The sequence below is a fragment of the Nocardia cyriacigeorgica genome, from assembly GCF_010868145.1.
Classification (GTDB): Bacteria; Actinomycetota; Actinomycetes; order Mycobacteriales; family Mycobacteriaceae; genus Nocardia; species Nocardia cyriacigeorgica_D.
Map to the genome: position 1 here is coordinate 34,447 of NZ_JAAGUY010000029.1, position 18,461 is coordinate 52,907.

The 18,461-nt window shown below is 67.8% G+C and carries 16 protein-coding genes and 1 pseudogene; 13 read left to right on the forward strand and 4 right to left on the reverse strand.

Features of this window, described 5'->3' with window-relative positions:
• The 9 genes and pseudogenes from GV792_RS24800 (at position 1) to holA (ending at position 11,417) form a co-directional block, all read left to right on the forward strand.
• Complete coding sequence (locus GV792_RS24800) at positions 1-2,031, forward strand: hypothetical protein (RefSeq protein ID WP_163826951.1); 2,031 nt, start codon at positions 1-3, stop codon at positions 2,029-2,031.
• A gap of 51 nt (positions 2,032-2,082) precedes the next feature.
• Positions 2,083-2,724, forward strand: coding sequence for a nicotinate-nucleotide adenylyltransferase (nadD, locus tag GV792_RS24805; protein WP_163826953.1), 642 nt, complete (start codon positions 2,083-2,085; stop codon positions 2,722-2,724).
• 28 nt (positions 2,725-2,752) lie between these two features.
• Entirely contained in the window at positions 2,753-3,157 is a 405-nt protein-coding gene (rsfS, locus tag GV792_RS24810) for a ribosome silencing factor (RefSeq protein ID WP_163826955.1), read from the forward strand.
• Positions 3,154-3,816 carry a histidine phosphatase family protein gene (locus GV792_RS24815; RefSeq protein WP_163826957.1) on the forward strand — a complete coding sequence of 221 codons (663 nt, stop codon included), beginning with the start codon at positions 3,154-3,156 and terminating at the stop codon, positions 3,814-3,816. Before rsfS ends, GV792_RS24815 begins: the two co-directional genes overlap by 4 nt.
• Before the next feature lie 697 nt (positions 3,817-4,513).
• Positions 4,514-5,233: a diglucosylglycerate octanoyltransferase gene (gene octT / locus GV792_RS30150; protein ID WP_163827004.1), complete on the forward strand. Its 720-nt coding sequence runs from the start codon at positions 4,514-4,516 to the stop codon at positions 5,231-5,233.
• A 3-nt stretch (positions 5,234-5,236) separates the two neighbouring features.
• Entirely contained in the window at positions 5,237-6,076 is an 840-nt protein-coding gene (locus tag GV792_RS24825; protein WP_163826959.1) for a DegV family protein, read from the forward strand.
• A gap of 164 nt (positions 6,077-6,240) precedes the next feature.
• Positions 6,241-7,410 (forward strand): ComEA family DNA-binding protein, encoded by a 1,170-nt coding sequence (locus GV792_RS29315; protein WP_218580081.1) that lies wholly within the window; start codon positions 6,241-6,243, stop codon positions 7,408-7,410.
• 638 nt (positions 7,411-8,048) lie between these two features.
• Positions 8,049-9,383, forward strand: a pseudogene (locus tag GV792_RS29895) (ComEC/Rec2 family competence protein); the annotation flags it as partial.
• Between the two features lie 1,065 nt (positions 9,384-10,448).
• Positions 10,449-11,417: a DNA polymerase III subunit delta gene (gene holA, locus GV792_RS29900; RefSeq protein ID WP_175583141.1), complete on the forward strand. Its 969-nt coding sequence runs from the start codon at positions 10,449-10,451 to the stop codon at positions 11,415-11,417.
• A 75-nt stretch (positions 11,418-11,492) separates the two neighbouring features.
• On the opposite strand, the gene GV792_RS24845 is transcribed toward holA, so the two are convergent.
• Together GV792_RS24845 and GV792_RS24850 are read right to left on the reverse strand one after the other, a co-directional pair.
• Positions 11,493-11,756 (reverse strand): DUF2798 domain-containing protein, encoded by a 264-nt coding sequence (locus tag GV792_RS24845; protein WP_163826961.1) that lies wholly within the window; start codon positions 11,754-11,756, stop codon positions 11,493-11,495.
• Between the two features lie 139 nt (positions 11,757-11,895).
• A complete protein-coding gene (locus GV792_RS24850) occupies positions 11,896-12,960 on the reverse strand; it encodes an aldo/keto reductase (protein ID WP_163826963.1) in 1,065 nt (354 codons plus the stop codon).
• A 122-nt stretch (positions 12,961-13,082) separates the two neighbouring features.
• Here GV792_RS24850 and GV792_RS24855 point away from each other — a divergent pair, with 122 nt between their 5' ends.
• Complete coding sequence (locus GV792_RS24855) at positions 13,083-13,916, forward strand: helix-turn-helix transcriptional regulator (RefSeq protein ID WP_163826965.1); 834 nt, start codon at positions 13,083-13,085, stop codon at positions 13,914-13,916.
• Positions 13,917-13,994: 78 nt separating this feature from the next.
• Here GV792_RS24855 and GV792_RS24860 read toward each other — a convergent pair whose 3' ends face one another.
• The gene (locus GV792_RS24860) at positions 13,995-14,237 is read right to left on the reverse strand and encodes a hypothetical protein (RefSeq protein ID WP_163826967.1); all 243 of its coding nucleotides are present in this window, start codon (positions 14,235-14,237) and stop codon (positions 13,995-13,997) included.
• A gap of 146 nt (positions 14,238-14,383) precedes the next feature.
• Positions 14,384-14,644, reverse strand: coding sequence for a 30S ribosomal protein S20 (gene rpsT / locus GV792_RS24865; protein WP_163826969.1), 261 nt, complete (start codon positions 14,642-14,644; stop codon positions 14,384-14,386).
• 409 nt (positions 14,645-15,053) lie between these two features.
• Here rpsT and GV792_RS24870 point away from each other — a divergent pair, with 409 nt between their 5' ends.
• The 3 genes from GV792_RS24870 to GV792_RS24880 are packed head-to-tail and all read left to right on the forward strand — an operon-like array spanning position 15,054 to position 18,384.
• Positions 15,054-16,574: a circularly permuted type 2 ATP-grasp protein gene (locus GV792_RS24870; RefSeq protein ID WP_256670751.1), complete on the forward strand. Its 1,521-nt coding sequence runs from the start codon at positions 15,054-15,056 to the stop codon at positions 16,572-16,574.
• A complete protein-coding gene (locus GV792_RS24875) occupies positions 16,574-17,545 on the forward strand; it encodes an alpha-E domain-containing protein (RefSeq protein ID WP_163826973.1) in 972 nt (323 codons plus the stop codon). Before GV792_RS24870 ends, GV792_RS24875 begins: the two co-directional genes overlap by 1 nt.
• Entirely contained in the window at positions 17,542-18,384 is an 843-nt protein-coding gene (locus GV792_RS24880) for a transglutaminase family protein (RefSeq protein WP_309138629.1), read from the forward strand. Before GV792_RS24875 ends, GV792_RS24880 begins: the two co-directional genes overlap by 4 nt.
• Positions 18,385-18,461 lie beyond the last annotated feature (77 nt).

The following is an 18,461-nucleotide window of genomic DNA, read 5'->3' on the forward strand; positions in this document are numbered from 1 at the left end:
ATGGAACACGCCGAGATCGAGACCGAGCTGCGCCGCTGCCGATCGCTGCCACACGGGCGGACCCGTACCCAGCGGCTGGAAACGGCAGCGGCGGCCGCGCGCAGCGGCACCGATCGCGGGCTCGAGGGCAGTGTGCTGCTCGAGCTGGCGCGCTCGTACGTGTACGCAGGCGAACGCGATCTGTCGCCGGTCGCGTACGGCAGGTTGCTGGGGATCTATGACGCGAACCCGGCCGAGCTTGGTCATCTGACCCACTCGCTGCATTGGCAGCTGAAGTGGATGACCTCGGATCTGATCTGGAATCCGGCCGTCGGTTTGCCGACGGTGGATCGCTGGCTCGACGAGCTGGAGAACCGGTACCGGCAGCGCGGCTACAGTGCGCGTCCGGTGCTGAGCCTGCGCGCCGACATGGCCTGCGCGCTCGGCGACCATACCGAGGCGATTCGATTCCGGGATGCCGCACTGGCCGCCGAACGTGACGGTATGTCCGACTGCGACGCCTGCGAACGCAACAGCTGGGGTGTCATCAGCGAGGCAGCCGGTGACGACGCGGCCGCGCTAGAGCACTGGAAACCGGTGCTCGACGGTGAACGGACCTGCGCGGAGGAGCCGCATCGGGTGTTGGCCAAGGCGCTGCTGCCGATGTTGCGCACCGGTCGCATCGCGGCGGCGCGCAGCGCGCATCTGACCGGATATCCGCTGGTCCGGCACAATATCGAGCTGCGTGCATCGGTGGGCCACCACATCGAGTTCTGTGCACTCACCGGCAATGAGGCTCGGGGGCTCGAGATCCTCGCCGAACACAGTGGCTGGATCGCCGAGCAGGCCGCCGATATCGCGAACCGGCTGTCGTTCATCACCGGGGCGAGCGTGCTGCTGCGCCGGTTGTCGGCGTTGGATATGGGTGAGTTGCCGATCGGCGCCGGAACCGTGGCATCGGCGCTGGCCGAACTCGAACCCGAAATCGAGCAGCTGACGCGGCGCTACGACGCCAGGAACGGCACCGACGAGTTCAGCCGGCGCGTCACTGCCAGGCTGACCAGGCAGCCGCTGGTCGAACTTCTGCCCCTCGGCCTGCGTGGGCGCCTGCCCGTCGAAGCACCGCTGCCGGCTGCCACGGCGGCCGGTGGTTCGGCAGCCGTGGCCCGGGTATCGGCGCCGTCGGGCGACGAAGAGCCGACAGCGGAGGTAGTCGACCGGTCGGCCGAGGCGACGCGGCTGATCGAAGCGGCCACCGCGCGTCTGCACACCGACGCGGCGGCCGCCGAGACCCAGCTGCGGCGGGCCATGGCGGTCGGTACCGGTGCATTGCCCCGTGAGGATCTGGCCCGGTTGAATTCGCTGCTGGTCTCGGCGTTGGCGGGGCAGCAAGGACGCGAACTCGACTTGGCCGACGCCGCGCTGTACGCCGCGGCCCGCTGGTCGGGCTTATCGGATGCCGACGCGGCGCACCACAGCTGCGTCGCGGCCCGCGCCTTCCATCGCGCGGGGCAGCACGGGCCCGCGGCCGCGCTGTTCGAGCAGGTTGTCAGCGACCCCGACCTGGGGTATCCGGCCACAGAGCTGGCTGTGATCGGCGCGCAGTACGGTGCGTCCCTGTCCGAGCTGCGCCGCTACGCCGACGCCGCGCACCAGTACGTCTCGGCCGCGATGCTGATCGAGAAGGTCCCCGGATATGACGAACTCCGGGCCGAACTGGCCGGATCGGCGGCGCAGGCGCTTGCGCGGGCCGGGCGCAGCGGCGAGGCGCGGGCGGCGTACCTGCGGGCGGCCGACCTGTGGGGTGGCCTCGGCAAGATCGCCGCGCGAGCCGAATGCCTGCGTCGGATCGCGTGGATGCAGACCTGGGACGACGACGCCGACTCCGCGGCACCGGCCTGGCAGGCAACCATGGATGCCCTGGTCGCGGAGCTGACCGCCGCGGCAGGCGAGGAAGGCGCGACCGACGTCGACGCGGAACTGGAAATCACCCGATCCCAGCTGGCCGAGATGGGCGAGGAGTTCCGGACCGAGGAGCCGGAGGACCGTTAGCCGCTATCACGACAACGGTCGTGCACCGCGCACCCGTTAAGCTCGGCACTCATGCACACGACAGGCCGGCCTCGACGCAAACTCGGGGTGATGGGCGGAACGTTCGACCCCATCCACCACGGCCACCTGGTCGCAGCCAGCGAGGTCGCCAACCGATTCGACCTCGACGAGGTTGTCTTCGTGCCCACCGGACAGCCATGGCAGAAGGTGGACAAGCAGGTCAGCCCGGCCGAGGACCGCTACCTGATGACCGTTATCGCCACGGCATCCAACCCGCGGTTCTCGGTCAGCAGGGCCGATATCGACCGCGGTGGGGTCACCTACACCGTCGACACCCTGCGTGACCTGCGATCACAGCATCCGGATGCCGAGCTCTACTTCATCACCGGAGCGGACGCGCTGGCCAATATCCTGACGTGGCAGGATTGGGCGGAACTGTTCGACCTGGCGAGATTCGTCGGGGTGAGCCGTCCGGGTTACGAACTGCACACCGATCATCTCGAGGAGCATCTGCGTGATCTTCCGAATGATGCGGTGACCATGATCGAGATCCCGGCCCTGGCGATCTCGTCGAGCGAATGCCGCCGCCGCGCCGCTGAGAACCGGCCGGTCTGGTACCTCGTCCCCGACGGTGTCGTGCAGTACATATCGAAGCGGCACCTGTATGTGCCTGCAGAAGCGGAAGGTAGCTGAGCGTGAGCGAGCGCAGCGAGGTGCGAGGATGACGGCCTCTGTCGAAGCGGTGGAGATGGCGCGGGTCGCCGCACGGGCAGCCGATGAAAAGCTGGCTACCGATGTCGTGGTGCTCGATGTGTCCGAGCAATTGGTGATCACCGACTGCTTCGTGATCGCGTCCGCGCCGAACGAACGTCAGGTCAACGCGATCGTCGACAACGTCGAGGAAAAGCTGCGCGCCGCCGGTCACAAGCCGGTGCGCCGCGAAGGTACCCGCGAGGGCCGCTGGGCGCTGCTGGACTACGTCGACGTCGTGGTGCACATCCAGCACAACGACGAACGCAACTTCTATGCGCTGGAACGTTTGTGGAAGGACTGCCCGGTGGTTCCGGTCGACGGCATCGCCGCGCCGGCGACCACTGCCGCGGAGACTTCCGAGGATGGCGAGTGAGTTCGAAGTACAGCCATGTGCGCAAGCTGATCCTGTTGCGCCACGGGCAGACCGAATGGAATGCCATCGATCGGATGCAGGGCCAGATCGACACCGATCTCACCGAACTCGGCCGCCGCCAGGCCAAGGAGGCGGCGCGAGAGCTGGTGACCCACAATGCGATCGCCATCGTGTCCTCCGACCTCAAGCGCGCCTACGAGACCGCGGTGGCGCTGGCCGATCACACCGGTATCGAGGTTGTCCGCGATCCACGTCTGCGTGAGACCAACCTCGGTGACTGGGAGGGGCTCGACCACATGGAGGTCGATGCGGGCTATCCCGGAGCCCGGGTGGCATGGCGGCTCGACGCGAGCTTCACCCCGCCCAATGGCGAGAGCAAACTCGAGGTCGGTGCGCGTTCGCTCCCGGTGGTGCGAGAACTGTTCGCCGAGCGGCAGGATTGGCCCGGCGGGACTATCATCCTGGTGGCGCACGGCGGGCTGATCGCCGCCCTCACGGCAGCGCTGCTCGACCTGCCGCCACGGAGCTGGCCCGCCCTTGGCGGCCTGGCCAACACCAGTTGGGTGCAGCTGAGCAGCCACGGCCCGAGCATCGACCAGCCCGGCTGGCGCCTCGATGTGTGGAACGCAGCGGCGAAGGTAGCTCCCGATGTCCTCTGAAGAGCCCCTCCGGCAAGTGCCGGATGAACTGTTCCGGAAGGTTTCCGCCAAACCGGAACGTGCCCTCCCGGATGCCCTGTTCGGGCCGCCGCCGACTCCGAGCCCGGCAACGCCGTCGCCGGAGACCGCCCTCGGCGCCGATAGGTCCGGCGCGGGAGCGGAGGCTGTGCCGGAGCCCCCCACCGAGCCTCCGGACGCCGTCGACGCTGACATGAAATCTGAGGCCGAGCAGGCAGGTCGGGATGAGATCGCTACGGCGGTAGCCGATTCGGCGGTGGGCTCGGCAGAACTGTCCGAGGCTGATCCGGTCGTGGATGGATCGCCGGATGATGCGGTTGTTGCCGCCGAACCGATCGCTGAGGGTGCCGACTCGGATCCGACATCATCCGTCGCAGACGTGACAAACGAGTCCGAACCTGCGCGTGACGAGGCAGTGAGTCCTGTTGCCGCGGTGCCGGACCGGACTACGGTCGACCCCGCCGATGCCGTGACCGGCGAGCCCGTAGCCGATGCGGCCACGATCACTGATCCGGATGCGCCGACGGTCGCTGTCGGGGCTGAATCCGCCGAAGCGGCCGGATCCGTGGCAGAGGTCGACGGTTCCGTGCCCGCGAACATCGATCCCTTCGCAGACAGCGAGCCCGCAGCTGCGGAGACGGGGGAGCGTGCGGCTGCTGCGGCGGAGGGCGCCGTCGCGGTGTCGCAGGAAGCTCCACGTCCCATCCTGTTGGTGATCGCGGACTCGCTGGCCTATTTCGGACCCGAAGGTGGCCTTCCGGCCGATCATCCCCGCATCTGGCCGAATCTGGTGGGTGCAGAACTGGATTGGGATGTCGAGCTGGTCGCACGCATCGGCTGGACCTGCCGCGACGGGTATTGGGCACTGATCGGTGATCCGCGGGTGTGGGCGGCGGTGCCGCGTGCCGGCGCCGTGGTGTTCGCCGTGGGCGGCATGGACAGTCTGCCTTCGCCGTTGCCAACGGCGCTGCGGGAAATGATCCGCTACCTGCGTCCGCCCGCTCTGCGGCGCGGGGTGCGGTCGGCCTACCAGTGGCTGCAGCCCAAACTGTCCAAGCTCGGTCGGCCGGTGGCACTTCCGCCGAAGGTCAGCGTGAGCTACCTCGAACAGTCGCGGGAGGCGCTGGCGCAACTGCGCCCGGACCTCCCGGTGGTGGCAGTGCTGCCCTCGGTGCACAACTGCGACGCATACGGGCGGGTCCATCGCGGGCGCGAACGTGCGGTGCGTGCGTTGCGCGCATGGTCGGGCCGGACTTCGGTACCGCTGGTCGACCTCGGGGAAGCGGTGCGCGACAACATCTTCTCCGATGCGGCCAACCCCGACGGCATCCATTGGGGCTGGGACGGGCACACCGCTGTGGCGAATGCGATGGTGAAAACCCTGCAGGAGGTTCGGTAGTCCGTGGCCGTCGTGGTCGTCACCGATTCGTCCGCGAGCCTGCCCGCCCACCTCGTCGGTGAACTGGGCATAGGCGTTGTGCCGCTGCATGTTCTGGTCGGCGACCGCGCGGCACGCGAGGGTATCGACGATCTCGACATCGACTACGGCTCCGATGCCGTGACCACCTCGGCGCCTTCGCCTGGTGAGCTGCGTGCCGCCTATGAATCGGCATTGGCCCGTAGCGGCGGCGACGGAGTGGTCGCGGTGCATTTGTCGCGCCAGCTGTCGGGTACCTGGGAGGCGGGCAGGCAGGCTGTGCGCGATATGGATGCGGCCGACCGCGTGCGGCTCGTCGATTCGCTCGGTGCCGGATTGGCCACCGGCCTCCCGGTATTGGCGGCAGCCCGGCGTGCCTGCTCCGGCGCAGGCCTGGACGTGGTCTACGACGCGGCCGTCGCGGCGGCCGCGCGAGCCAGGACCTTCATTCTGGTGAACCGGACCGAGCAGCTACGCAGGGGTGGACGGCTCAGTTCCGCTGCGTCGTTCTTCGGCAGCGAGCTCGTCACCAAGCCGTTGTTGCAGATCGTCGGCGGCAAACTGGAGCTGCGCGAGAAGGTACGGACCCGCTCCAAGGCCTACGCGAAGCTGATCGCCGCGGCCGTGGAAGCCGCGGGGGAGGACGGTGCGGCGGTGGCGGTGCAACATCTGGGCGCCCCGGAGGCCGCCGATACGCTGGCCACGCAGTTGCGGGAACTGGTCCCCGGCGTGAATGAAGTGATCACCGCCGAATTCGGGCCGGCGCTGGCTGTTCATCTCGGCGTCGGGGCGGTGGGTGTGCTGGTCTTGCCCGGTGGGTGCTGACACGGGCGAATCCTCGCATCCGGTGAATGAACGGATGCCTGCGTCCGACCGGTGAGCCGGCGTGTCCGAGCGAGTTGTGCACATGCTCGCAGTTATCCACAGGTTTCTCGAAATGCCTGGTCGGCATGGGCATACCGCACCTGGCCGGCCCTAGCGTTGCCGCCATGTCACGACACGAGGAACGCGAACGGATCCGGGAACGACTCGGCGTACTGACCGCACGGGTCGGTGCGACCCGGGCGGCGACGGAACCTGCCACATCGACGCGATCGGGAACCATCGCGAGATCGGTCGCGGCATCCCACCCGGAGTGGGAGGGGAACTCCGGGCGGGGGCGACGGTCGGCAACCGATACGCAGCGGGGTGGTGCCCGGCTCGGCGCATCGGATCCGCCAGGCAATTCAGGTCATGCGGAACCCGCAGGGGGCCATCCGGATTCGGTAGCCGATGCCCAGTCAGGGGGGTGGAACTTCGACGAGCTCCCACCCGACGACCCACCGAGAGACCAGGGTGACATCGAGGGGGTCGGCGAAGTGAAGGCGCCCGGCTGGCTGGACGATCCCGGCGGCTCCCGCCATCGTTGGCGAGACCGGCTGGTGCCGTCACGCTTTCGGCGGGCGCGGATGGACCCGGGTCGGCGCGGGGTATTGACGATGGCGGGGGTCGGCCTCGTCGCGGCATTGGTCACGGTCGTGGTGCTGCTATGGGAACGACCAGTCGCGCAGCAGGTCCCGCCGGTTGCTGCGGTGTACACCGCAGCTCCGGTTCCGGGAGCTCCGCCGTCCGGTGCAGATCCGGCTGCACACACCGCTGCTGCACCCAACCCCGCACCGGATGGCGCCACTGCCGAGCTGGTGGTGAGCGTGGTCGGCCTGGTGCACAAATCCGGACTGGTCCGCGTTCCGCCAGGCTCGAGGGTCGCCGATGCGGTGGCTGCCGCAGGCGGGGCTCGCGAGGGCGCCGACCTGGCCGGGATCAACCTTGCTCAGCGACTGGCCGACGGCGATCAGGTGGTCGTCGGAGCAGTGGACGCCGCGCCCGGCGGACCGCGCCTTGGCAGCACCACCATCGGGATGTCCGACCGAGCATCCGGCACTGCGAGTTCGGCCGCACCCGGCTCTGCCACCTCCTCGGCTCCGGCCACGCGAGTGAATCTCAACTCCGCCGCCGAATCCGATCTCGATGCCCTTCCCGGCATCGGTCCCGTCACCGCCCGCGCCATCATCGCCTGGCGCACGACGAACGGCCGCTTCACCGATATCGAGCAATTGGGTGACGTGGACGGCATCGGCCCCGCCCGCCTGGCCAGGCTCCGCGACCTGGTGACGATATGAAATCACCGATCCCGGCCCCGGCGGTGGCCCCGCGTGAACCGGCACCGCAGCGCGAGCGGTCGGCGAGTGGGACGGAACCCGATCGCGCCGGGGTGGCGAACGACGAGGAAGTCGAGGCGAGGCTCGATGGGCGGCTCCTCCCGGCAGCGGTGTGCTGCTGGATGGTGACTGTGCTCGTGCTGAGCACCGGGTGGCGGGTCGGGGTGACGGTTGCACTGGGGGCGACGGTCGCGGCGATCGGGTTGTGGGTGGGGTTGATGTGGGCGGTGGCGCACCGGCGGGAGCGGTGGCGGGCGGTTGCGTTGGTCGCGTTGGGTGCGGTCGTACTGGGAGTCGGGTTCGCGGTGGCCGCCGCCTGGCGCGATCACCGTGTGCAGACCCATCCGCTCCGAGCAGTGGCCGCAGGTGCGTCGGTGCGGGTGGCGGTGACACCGGTGGATGATCCGAAACCGGTGCGGGGTGCGACGTTCGGCGGTGAACGGACTTGGTTGGTGCGGGCGAATCTGCGGGAGTATCAGCAGGGTTCGACCGTTGTGCGGGCCGGTGGCACGGTGGTGATTCTGGCGACCGGTCAGGCATGGGCGCAGCTACTGCCTGGTCAACCGATCGAGTTTCGGGCCAGACCCTCCCCGCCGCGGATGCGTGACCTGACCGTGGTGACGTTGCGCGCCCTGAGTGACCCGGCCGCAGCAGGCCCATTGCCCTGGTGGCAGCGGCTCGCGGGCTCGGTGCGGGCGGACCTGGTCGCGGCGTCTGCCGCGGCGCTACCCGCCGCGGCCGCCGGGTCGCTGCCCGCACTGGTCGTCGGAGACACCTCCGCTCTGTCCGATGAGGTGCGTCGTGATTTCGAAACCGCCGGCCTGCAACATCTAACTGTCGTCAGCGGCGCGAATTTCACGATCTTGCTGGCTGTCGCACTGTTCCTCACCCGACTGCTCACGCTCGGTCCGCGGATGACGGTGGTTGTCGCGGCCGCCGCGTTGCTGATGTTCGTCGTCATCGCGCGGCCGGATCCGAGTGTCCTGCGGGCCGCGGCCATGGGTGGGGTCACCTTGCTGGCTCTGCTGACCGGCAGACGGCGACAAGCCTTACCCGCATTGTGTGCGGCGGTGATCGGGCTGCTTGCGGTGTGGCCCGCGCTCGCGGTGTCGGCGGGGTTCGCGCTCTCGGTCCTGGCGACAGGCGCGCTGATCCTGCTCGCACCGAGCTGGACGGAATGGTTGAAGGCCAAGGGATTGTGGCGTCTACCGGCGGAGATCGTCGCGGTGTCGGCGGCGGCGTTCGTGGTGACCACGCCGATCGTGGTGGCATTGAGCGGCAAGCTCAGCCTCGTAGCGGTGGTGGCGAATGTCCTTGTTGCGCCGGTCATTGCACCGATCACGGTAATCGGCGCCGCCGGCGCGGTACTGGCGTCTGCGTGGATGCCGCTTGCCGAACTCGTGCTGCGTTGTGCGGCACCACCGATGTGGTGGTTGCTGTCGGTCGCTGAATATTGTGCCGCGATACCGGGCGCGATGGTCGCGGTGCCGGGCGGTTCGACCGGAGGCCTGATCTCTTGCGTGATCGTCGTCGCGGGCATCTGGCTGCTGCGGTCGGCTCTTGTGCGCAGACTGGCGGCGGCCGTGCTGATCAGCAGTGCCGCGGTCCTCGTTCCGGTCCGGCTCTGGTTCTCGGGTTGGCCGCCCGACGGATGGGTGCTTGCCGCCTGCGATGTCGGCCAGGGCGATGGCCTGGCATTGGCGACCGGCCCCGGCAGTGCCGTCGTCATCGATGTCGGACCCGACCCCCGCGCGATCCGTGCCTGCCTGGATCGGCTCGACATCACCCGAATACCGCTGCTGGTTATGACGCATCCACATGCCGACCACATCGGCGGGCTTGCTGGTGCGCTGGAGGGACGCGAGGTCGGCGCGATCGCGGTCGGCCCCGGTGAATTACCGACACGTGGTCCCACCACTCAGCCTGTCGCAGTGGAAGCGAGTGAACTCGCGGACCCGAAGGCGTCGCAGGTACCGGCGTGGTGCGGTGCGGCCGAGACCGCGGATGCGCCGAGATCGGGACCAGAGGGTGCGCAAGGAATCCGAGCACAGCAAGGGTTTGACCCCGCGCCAGATTCTTCGCTCGTCCCACCGAACACGCACTCTCCGAAAGACGTTGTTCGATCGGAACCCGATGCCGACCACCCCATTGTCGGTCTCCCTGACGTCGGCCACACCGAGGCGAGCCACACCGATGCCGGTGATCGCGATGCCGACTACGACGCCGGGCGCGCGGAGGTTGCGCGGGTAATTCATCGGGCGAACATCCCAGTGATCGAGCTGACCAGCGGCTGCCGGGTCAGCGCCGGCGAGCTCGTCCTGCATGTGCTCGCGCCGGAAGTGCCTGCCACTCGGCGGGCAGGTCCGCTCGACCTCGATACCGCCAACGACCGCTCGGTGGTCCTTGCCGCGGATACGGCTGCCGGTCGCGTCCTTCTCACCGGCGATATCGAAGCCGGCGCCCAGCGTGCACTTCTCCGCGCCGGCGCCCCGATCCGCGCCGACATCCTCAAGGTGCCACACCATGGTTCACGCACGACCGCGCCGGAATTCTTCCGAGCTGTCCACCCGCGCCTGGCGATCATCAGCGCGGGCGCAGACAACACCTTCGGTCACCCTCACCCCGGTGTTCTCGCTGACCTGGAAACATCGGACGCCACCATCGCCCGCACCGACCGTGACGGAGCCATTGCCGTCGTCGTCGATGGCGGCAACCTGGAAGTGCGCACGGCGGGCGCCGCACCTGTACACCGACCGCGACATCCCCATCAGCGGCTGGCCCGGACGCCGCGACTTCCCGGTGGGCGTGCGCCGCCTGGCCGTTCGCTGCCGCCAGGTGGCCACCAGCGATTTCCATGTGCTCCGAGCGCGGGTCGCGTCGCCGGTGCTGCGGCCTGTCGACGTGCACGTGGACAGCTCGGCACAGCGCTCGCGTATGTCGTGATGTCGACCGGCCCCGCACGTCGGGCGCTGTCAGACACCGACCGTAGGATCGGGGGCGTGAGCGAACGACCTGCGGCGGTCCACCTGGTGCTCGGGGACGAGGAGTTGTTGATCGAGCGTGCGGTCGCGAGTGTGACCGCGCAGGTCAAGGCTGAGGCGCCGGATCCGGAGGGTGTGCCGGTGGACCGCCTTCGGGCGGGAGACGCCAGTACCGCCGAACTGGCCGAGCTGTTGAGTCCATCGCTGTTCGCCGAGGACCGGGTGATCATTCTGGAGTCTGCCGCGGAGGCGGGTAAGGACGCCGTCGCGGTGATCACCGAGGCAGCGGGCGACCCACCCGACGGCGTGGTGCTCATGGTGCTGCACTCAGGAGGTGGGCGAGCCAAAGCGCTGGCGCCGGCGCTCCAGAAGGCGGGCGCGGTCGTGCACAACTGCGCCAAGCTCAGCAAGGCATCCGAACGGGCCGAGTTCGTCCGCGCCGAGTTTCGTGCCGCGGGTGCCCGGGTCTCGGGTGAGGTGGTGCAGGTCGTGCTCGAAGCGGTCGGTTCCGACCTCAGAGAGTTGGCGGCGGCAAGTTCGCAGCTGGCAGCCGACACCGGCGGCAAGATCGACGTCGCGGCGGTGCGGCGCTACTACTCCGGTAAGGCCGAAGTATCCGGGTTCGATGTGGCCGAGCTGGCGGTGACCGGTGATCGGTCCGGTGCGATGGAGGCGCTGCGCTGGGCCGACGATCGGGGTGTGCCGCATGTTCTGCTGGCCGACGCGCTGGCCGATTCGGTGCACACAATCGCCAAGGTCGGTTCGGCCGGACGCGGCGACCCGTTCAAGCTGGCCGGTCCGCTCGGTATGCCCCCGTGGAAGGTGAAGAAGGCCCAGGCACAATCACGCGGCTGGACCCCCGCAACCATCGGCACCGCGCTGCAAGTAGTGGCGACGTTGAACGCCGACGTCAAAGGCGGAGCGGCGGATTCATCGTATGCCCTCGAGCACGCGGTCATGCAGATCCTCGACTTGCACGGCCGCTGACCCGGGCCGCCCGGTGACCCGGCAACCGCATACGCAGCGGCCGGGATCGGTCTGAAAAGCCGGTGCGGCAACGCCTTAGGCGGTGCGTACGACCAGCATCGTGATGCGCCGAACGACCGGAAGCACCAGCAACAACGTCGGAAACGCGATCGGCCACGACACCGCCCACGACCGTAACCAGAGCCCGACCGCGATGCCGTCGCTCATCAGAGTGCTGATCAACGAGACGATGCAGGTCATCAGCAGCGACAACAGCAGCGGCTGGACGAAGGACGCGGCGCGAGCGGGCAGCTTCGCACGCTCGAGGATGCTGCGGGAAGAGGGATTCGCGGAATTCATCGGTACTCCGTCAACGATCGTCGGCAGCGACCACGCCGGATGGCGGGTCGGTGCGTTGATTCACGTGAACGCTTACGGCGACCGGATGTCGCGGGGCCGAGCCCAACCGGGCCCGGCTTCGCGACACAACCGCAACTCCTCAGGCGGCACCCTCGATCCTCAGATCGCCGAAGACGACCTGGCGGGCCATCGGGCGAGCCAGAAAATCATGCGGGAAACCGAGTTCGATGGCGCTGGCCCGCTCCAACCGAGCCAGCTGTGCGGCGTCGAACTCGACATCCAGCGCGCCCAGATTGTCCTCCAGCTGTGCAGCGGTGCGGGCACCGACGATGGGCGAGGCGACCCCAGGATTCCGCAGCGTCCAGGCGATAGCCACCTGCGCCGGCGACCGGCCCAGTTCGCCGGCCACCGCACCGACGACGTCGGCGATAGCGAGCCCACGTCCGGTTAATGCGCCACTGGCCGCCGCGACATTCTTACGTGACCCGGCGGGCGAGGCCGACGCCTCATCGGCGAGGTCGGCGCGCGTGTACTTGCCGGTGAGTACCCCACTCCCCAGCGGCGACCAGGGAATCACACCGAGTCCGAGTTCGGTGGCCATGGGAATCAGCTCGCGCTCCACGGTGCGTTCGATAAGGCTGTACTCGATCTGCAACGCGATCAACGGCGACCATCCGCGCAGGTCGGCAATGGTCTGCATGCGCGAGATCTGCCAGGCCGGGGCGTCGGAGATTCCCACGTACAGCACTTTGCCCGCGCGCACCAGATCGTCCATCGCCCGCAGGATTTCCTCCACCGGAGTCAGGAAATCCCAGGCATGCAGGTAGAGCAGGTCGATGTAGTCGGTGTTCAACCGGCGCAGGCTCGCCTCGACCGAGGCGAACATGCTCTTGCGGTGGTTGCCACCGGAGTTCGGGTCGCCCGGGCGGCGAAGCATGGTGTATTTCGTTGCCAGTACCAGCGATTCCCGGTTGTCGGCGGTGAACTCGCCGAGCAGCTGTTCGGAGCTGCCGTCGGTGTACTGGCTGGCGGTGTCGATGAAGTTGCCGCCTCGATCGAGGTAGGTGTCGAAGATCTTGCGAGCCTCGTCCTTGTCGGCGCCCCAGCCCCAGTCCGCGCCGAAGGTCATCGTTCCCAATGACAGCGGTGATACCCGCAGACCCGAACGCCCGAGGGTCCGGTAGGTGTCGAGAGTGGTCCCCATGTCGGCTCCTGTCGTATGCGTGATGCGTCGACACGAGTCTGTTGGTCCGCGGACCCCGCGGTAAGGGAGAGCTCTTCCTGGGAAAGCTGGTCCCACCCTCGCCGACCGTAAGATCGAGCACGATGACGGGGACGATGAACGCGACTCGGGAGTTCGGCGCATTCCTGCGCGTGCGGCGGGAACGGTTGACGCCCGCCGACCTCGGTCTGCCGCTTCGCAAACAAACGCGCCGCACGCCGGGCCTGCGCCGCGAGGAGGTCGCGGAGCTGGCCGGGGTGAGCACCGACTACATCGTGCGGCTGGAACAGGGGCGTGGACTGCGCCCGTCCGCCGAGGTCCTGGAGGCGCTGGCGCGGGCGCTGCAATTGAGTCCCGACGAGACGGCCTACATGTTCGACCTGGCTCAGCAGCGGCTGCCCTATGCCAACAAGCCGAGCACGGTGGCGGCTCCGGCGCTGGCGATGCTGGTCGAGGATCTCTCCCCATTGCCCGCCATGCTGGTCGACCACCGCTACGACATCCTGACCTGGAACCGCGAAATGGCCAGGTTGTTGGTGGATTTCGATGAGCTACCGGCCACGCAACGCAACACCATGTGGTTATGCCTGTTGCATCCGGGCATGCGCGATTTCTATGTCGATCGCGAACAGATCATCCGCGAGGGCATTGCCGACTTGCGTGCGGCGTGGGCAGCGCATCCCGATGACAAGGCATTGGCGGATCTGGTCGCCGATTTCAGCGCCCACAGCCCCGAGTTCGCTCGGGCGTGGGCCGAACGTGATGTGCGGGTGCGCGGCCGCGGGCGCAAACGGATGAACCATTCGGTCGTCGGTCTGATCACGGTCGATTTCGAGGTGCTGATGCCGCTCCAGGAGACCGATCAGCGGCTGATCATCTACCGGGCCGCCGATGCCGCGTCACAGCAGGCCCTGGACCGCCTCGCCGACGACACGTGACACCGGGCACCAGCGGACGGCGGTCGGCCCGCCGTACGCGACAGCGGGCCGAGGGGACAGGGGGTGAACAGGTAGGTGCTATTCGACGACGGTGAGTTCGGCCGGATCCTCGTCGGCTTCCTCGTACCGGCCGTCCCACTCCTCGTAGGCGGGCGCTTCCTCGTCGCGGGTGACGATCCACTCCATCGAGTAGGTGTCGTCGCCGAGGGGCACGGCCACGTTCTCGATCTTCACCCCGATATTGAGCACCTCGGCGGCGCGGATCACCTCCGGGAGGTCCTCGGAACGCACCACGGTCTGATTCGCATACAGGGTCACCATGGGGCGAATCGTACGTCAGCTAACCGACAGCATGCGGCGCACCGCACACAATGCGGCGACGAGCTGCGCAGACAGCGAAAGCCGCCGCGGTCGTCGTGGCCGCGGCGGCTGGAGCGTCGAGACGGTACCGAGCGGTACCGGAAAAATCAGATCTTGTTGAAGGCCAGCGAGAGCGCCGACTTCTTGTTGGCGGCCTGGTTGGCGTGGATGACGCCCTTGGAGGCGGCCTTGTCGAGCTTGCGGCTCACGAAACGCAGGCGCTCGCCAGCGGCTTCCTTGTCGCCGGCGGCGGCGGCTTCGCGGAAGCTACGGACGGCGGTGCGCAGCGCGGACTTCACCGACTGGTTGCGCTGACGCGCTTCCTCGTTGGTCCGGATCCGCTTCATCTGGGACTTGATGTTGGCCACGCCTGTATCCTCTGGTTTCCTTTGTCGCTGATGGCTGTCTTCTGAAGTCTGGTAGCGCGCATCGTGCCCTGCGATTACGCCGGGTATGGGTAACGCTGCGCCGAAGATCGAGGGTACCAGCACCCTCGCGGCACACGAAATCGGTGTCGGCCGCCGAAAGGCCGTCGTGAGCGCCACCGCGCGATCCGTCATCGCGATGCGAGAAGTTTACGTGTGTCTCACCCGGCATCGTCGCTGGGTGATGCACGATTTCGGAATGACCCCTACCTCGCCGCCCCGTCCGGCTCGACCCGTCGCGCAGGTCCGCCCGGTTCGGGCGGGCAGACGGGCGGGCGGTCATAGTCGGAGGGGCCCATCCGTACTGTTCGACGGATATGGGCCGGGCCGCTTCGCTGCGGCGTTCGACGAGATGTTCGATGCCGACAGCCGGGTGCGGTCGCCGTACAAGGGGATCCATGCGGCGCTGGCACCCATCGATGCGGCGGATCTGGCTGCCAGGTCCGAGGCGCTCGATCGTGCGTTCATCGACCAGGGCATCACGTTCTCGCTGTCGGGTCAGGAACGGCCGTTTCCGCTGGATCTGGTGCCGCGGGTGATCGCGGCGGCGGAGTGGGCCAAGCTCGAGCGCGGTATCAGGCAGCGGGTGCGGGCGCTGGAGATGTTTCTGTCCGACGTCTACGGCGAGCAGAACATCCTGCGTGATCGGGTCATCCCGAAACGGCTGGTCACCTCGTGCCGGCACTTCCATCGAGAGGCGGCGGGCCTGGTCGCACCCAACGGCGTGCGTATCCATGTAGCGGGTATCGACCTGGTCCGCGACGAGCTCGGCGCGTTCCGGGTGCTGGAGGACAACCTGCGCTCACCGTCCGGAGTGTCCTATGTGATGGAGAACCGACGCACCATGGCACGGGTTTTCCCCGACTTGTTCGCCTCGCACCGGGTGCGCGCCGTCGGTGACTATGCGAGCCATCTGCTGCGGGCGCTGCGCGCGTCGGCGGCGCCCAACGAGGCCGACCCCACCGTCGTCGTGCTCACCCCCGGCGTGCACAACTCCGCCTACTTCGAACATTCGCTGCTGGCCAGGCAGATGGGTGTCGAACTAGTGGAGGGACGCGACCTGTTCTGCCGCGACAACGTCGTCTACATGCGGACCACCGCCGGTGAACGGCAGGTCGACGTGATCTACCGCCGCATCGATGACTCCTACCTGGACCCGATGCATTTCCGGCCGGATTCGGTGCTCGGCGTCGCGGGCGTACTCAACGCGGCGCGCGCGGGCAATGTCGTGATCGCCAACGCGGTGGGCAACGGCGTCGGCGACGACAAACTCAGCTACACCTACGTGCCGACGATCATCGAGTACTACCTCGGGGAGAAGCCGATCCTGCCCAATGTCGACACCTACCGCTGCTGGCTCGACGACGAACGCACGCAGGTACTCGACCGGATCGCCGAGCTGGTGATCAAGCCGGTGGAGGGCTCCGGCGGTTACGGCATCGTCATCGGGCCGGATGCGAGTACCAGGGAACTCGACGCCGCTCGCCGCAAGATCAGAGCGGACCCGCGGGGCTGGATCGCGCAGCCGGTGGTGCAGCTGTCCACGGTGCCGACGAAGGTCGGCGACGAGCTGGTGCCTCGGCATGTGGATCTGCGGCCCTTCTCCGTCAACGACGGTGAGGACATCTGGGTGCTGCCCGGCGGCCTGACCAGGGTGGCCTTGCCCGCCGGATCGCTGGTGGTCAACTCGAGCCAGGGCGGCGGCAGCAAGGACACCTGGGTGCTGTCGCCACGGACCTCGCGCGCGGACCGGGAACTGGCGGGTGCCGAACTGGTCGGTGATCCACCGCAGGCCGATGCGTTCGAATCGGGCCGCGAACTCACCGCCGCCCAGGCCACCCTGCAGCAGCAACAGCAGCAGCAGGAACAGTGATGCTGGCGCGCAATGCGGAATCGCTGTACTGGATCGGCCGTTATGTCGAGCGCGCCGACGACACCGCCCGCATTCTCGACGTCGCCGTGCATCAGTTGCTCGAGGACGCCACCGTCGACCCCGACCGCACCTCGCGGGTGCTGCTTCGGGTGCTCGGTATCGAACCACCGGCCCGGACGCTCGACGTCTGGTCGGTGACCGATCTGGTGGCGTTCAGCCGCCATCACGGTGGCTCGATCATCGACTCGGTGGCCAATGCCCGCGAAAATGCCAGGGGTGCCAGGGAAGTGACGTCGAGCGAGATGTGGGAGTGCCTCAACGCCACCTACATCGGTCTGGCGGCGACGGAGAAGGCGGCGCGTGGTCTCGGCCCGCACGAGTTCTTCCACTACATCAAGGACCGTGCGGCCATGTTCGCCGGCCTGTCGGATTCGACGCTCAGCCGCGACGATGGCTACCGCTTCCTGTTGCTCGGACGGTCGATCGAACGCGTCGACATGACGGTGCGCCTACTGCTCTCGCGCGCGGGCGACCGCACCTCCTCACCCGCCTGGGTGACGGTATTGCGGTCGGCGGGTGCGCACGACACTTATCTGCGCACTCACCGCGGTGCTCTGGATGCGCATCTGGTCGCGGAGTTCATCCTGCTCGATCGGTTGTTCCCGCGATCGGTGTTCCATTCGGTGCGGGTGGCCGAAACCTGCCTCGCCGAACTCGACCAGCGGCCCAACAGCCGGTTCGGGACCAGGCATGAGGCGCAGCGGCTACTCGGGCGGGCGCGCAGCGAACTGGAATTCGTGCCGCCGGGAGCACTGCTCGAGGATCTGCAGGATCGGCTGCTGTTATTGCAGCAGACCTGCCGTGAGGTCAGTGAGGCCATCGCGAGGCAGTACTTCCATGCCGCGCCCTGGGTGGCGTGGACGGATCTGCGTAGCAGCCGGGATCAGATGCAGGAGGTGGGCGAACTGTGAGCTGGCGGATGCGGGTGGTGCACACCACCGGATATGTCTACGACGCGCCGGTGACCCGGTCGTTCAATGAGGCGCGGCTGACCCCGCGCGCGGACAGCAGGCAGAACGTCATCCTGAATCGGGTCGAGACGGTACCCGCGACCAGGTCCTACCGGTATACCGACTATTGGGGGACCGCCGTCACCTCTTTCGATCTGCACGCACCACATACCGAACTGGAGGTCACCGGCGCCTCGGTGGTGGAGACCGAACCGTTCACCAGACCGGCCGAGGAACTGTCCTGGGATCAGCTGGGTGATGAGCGGATCCGTGATCGCTTCGACGAGATGCTCGCCGCGACCACGTATGTGCCACGCGAGCGGAAGCTGGCTGCCGTCTCCCGGCAGTTGGCTCGTGGCGTCGCGCCCGCGAAAGCCGTTGTGCGCGCTGCAGAATGGGTGCATCGGGAAATGTGCTACCTCGCCGGTACCACCTCGGTGCACACCTCGGCGGTGCAGGCCTTCGCCGACCGGCAGGGCGTCTGCCAGGACTATGCGCATCTGACGCTGGTGCTGTTGCGCAGCATGGGGATACCCAGCCGGTATGTCTCGGGCTATCTCCATCCGCATCCGGACGCCGAGATCGGTGCGACCACGGCCGGGCAGTCGCATGCCTGGATCGAGGCGTGGACCGGCATGTGGTGGGGCTACGACCCGACGAACAACACTCCGGTCAACGAGCAGCACGTGTCGGTCGGTGTGGGCCGCGATTACGCGGATGTGCCGCCGTTGAAAGGCATCTTCTCCGGCGGCGGCTCGACCGATCTGGAGGTTGTTGTGGAGATCACTCGCCTCGCGTAACGTTCGTTTTCACTTCGGCCGTACCAGTTTTTCCAGCGGGACCCAGGACTATCCGGTGTGTTCTCCGCCGTGGCGGG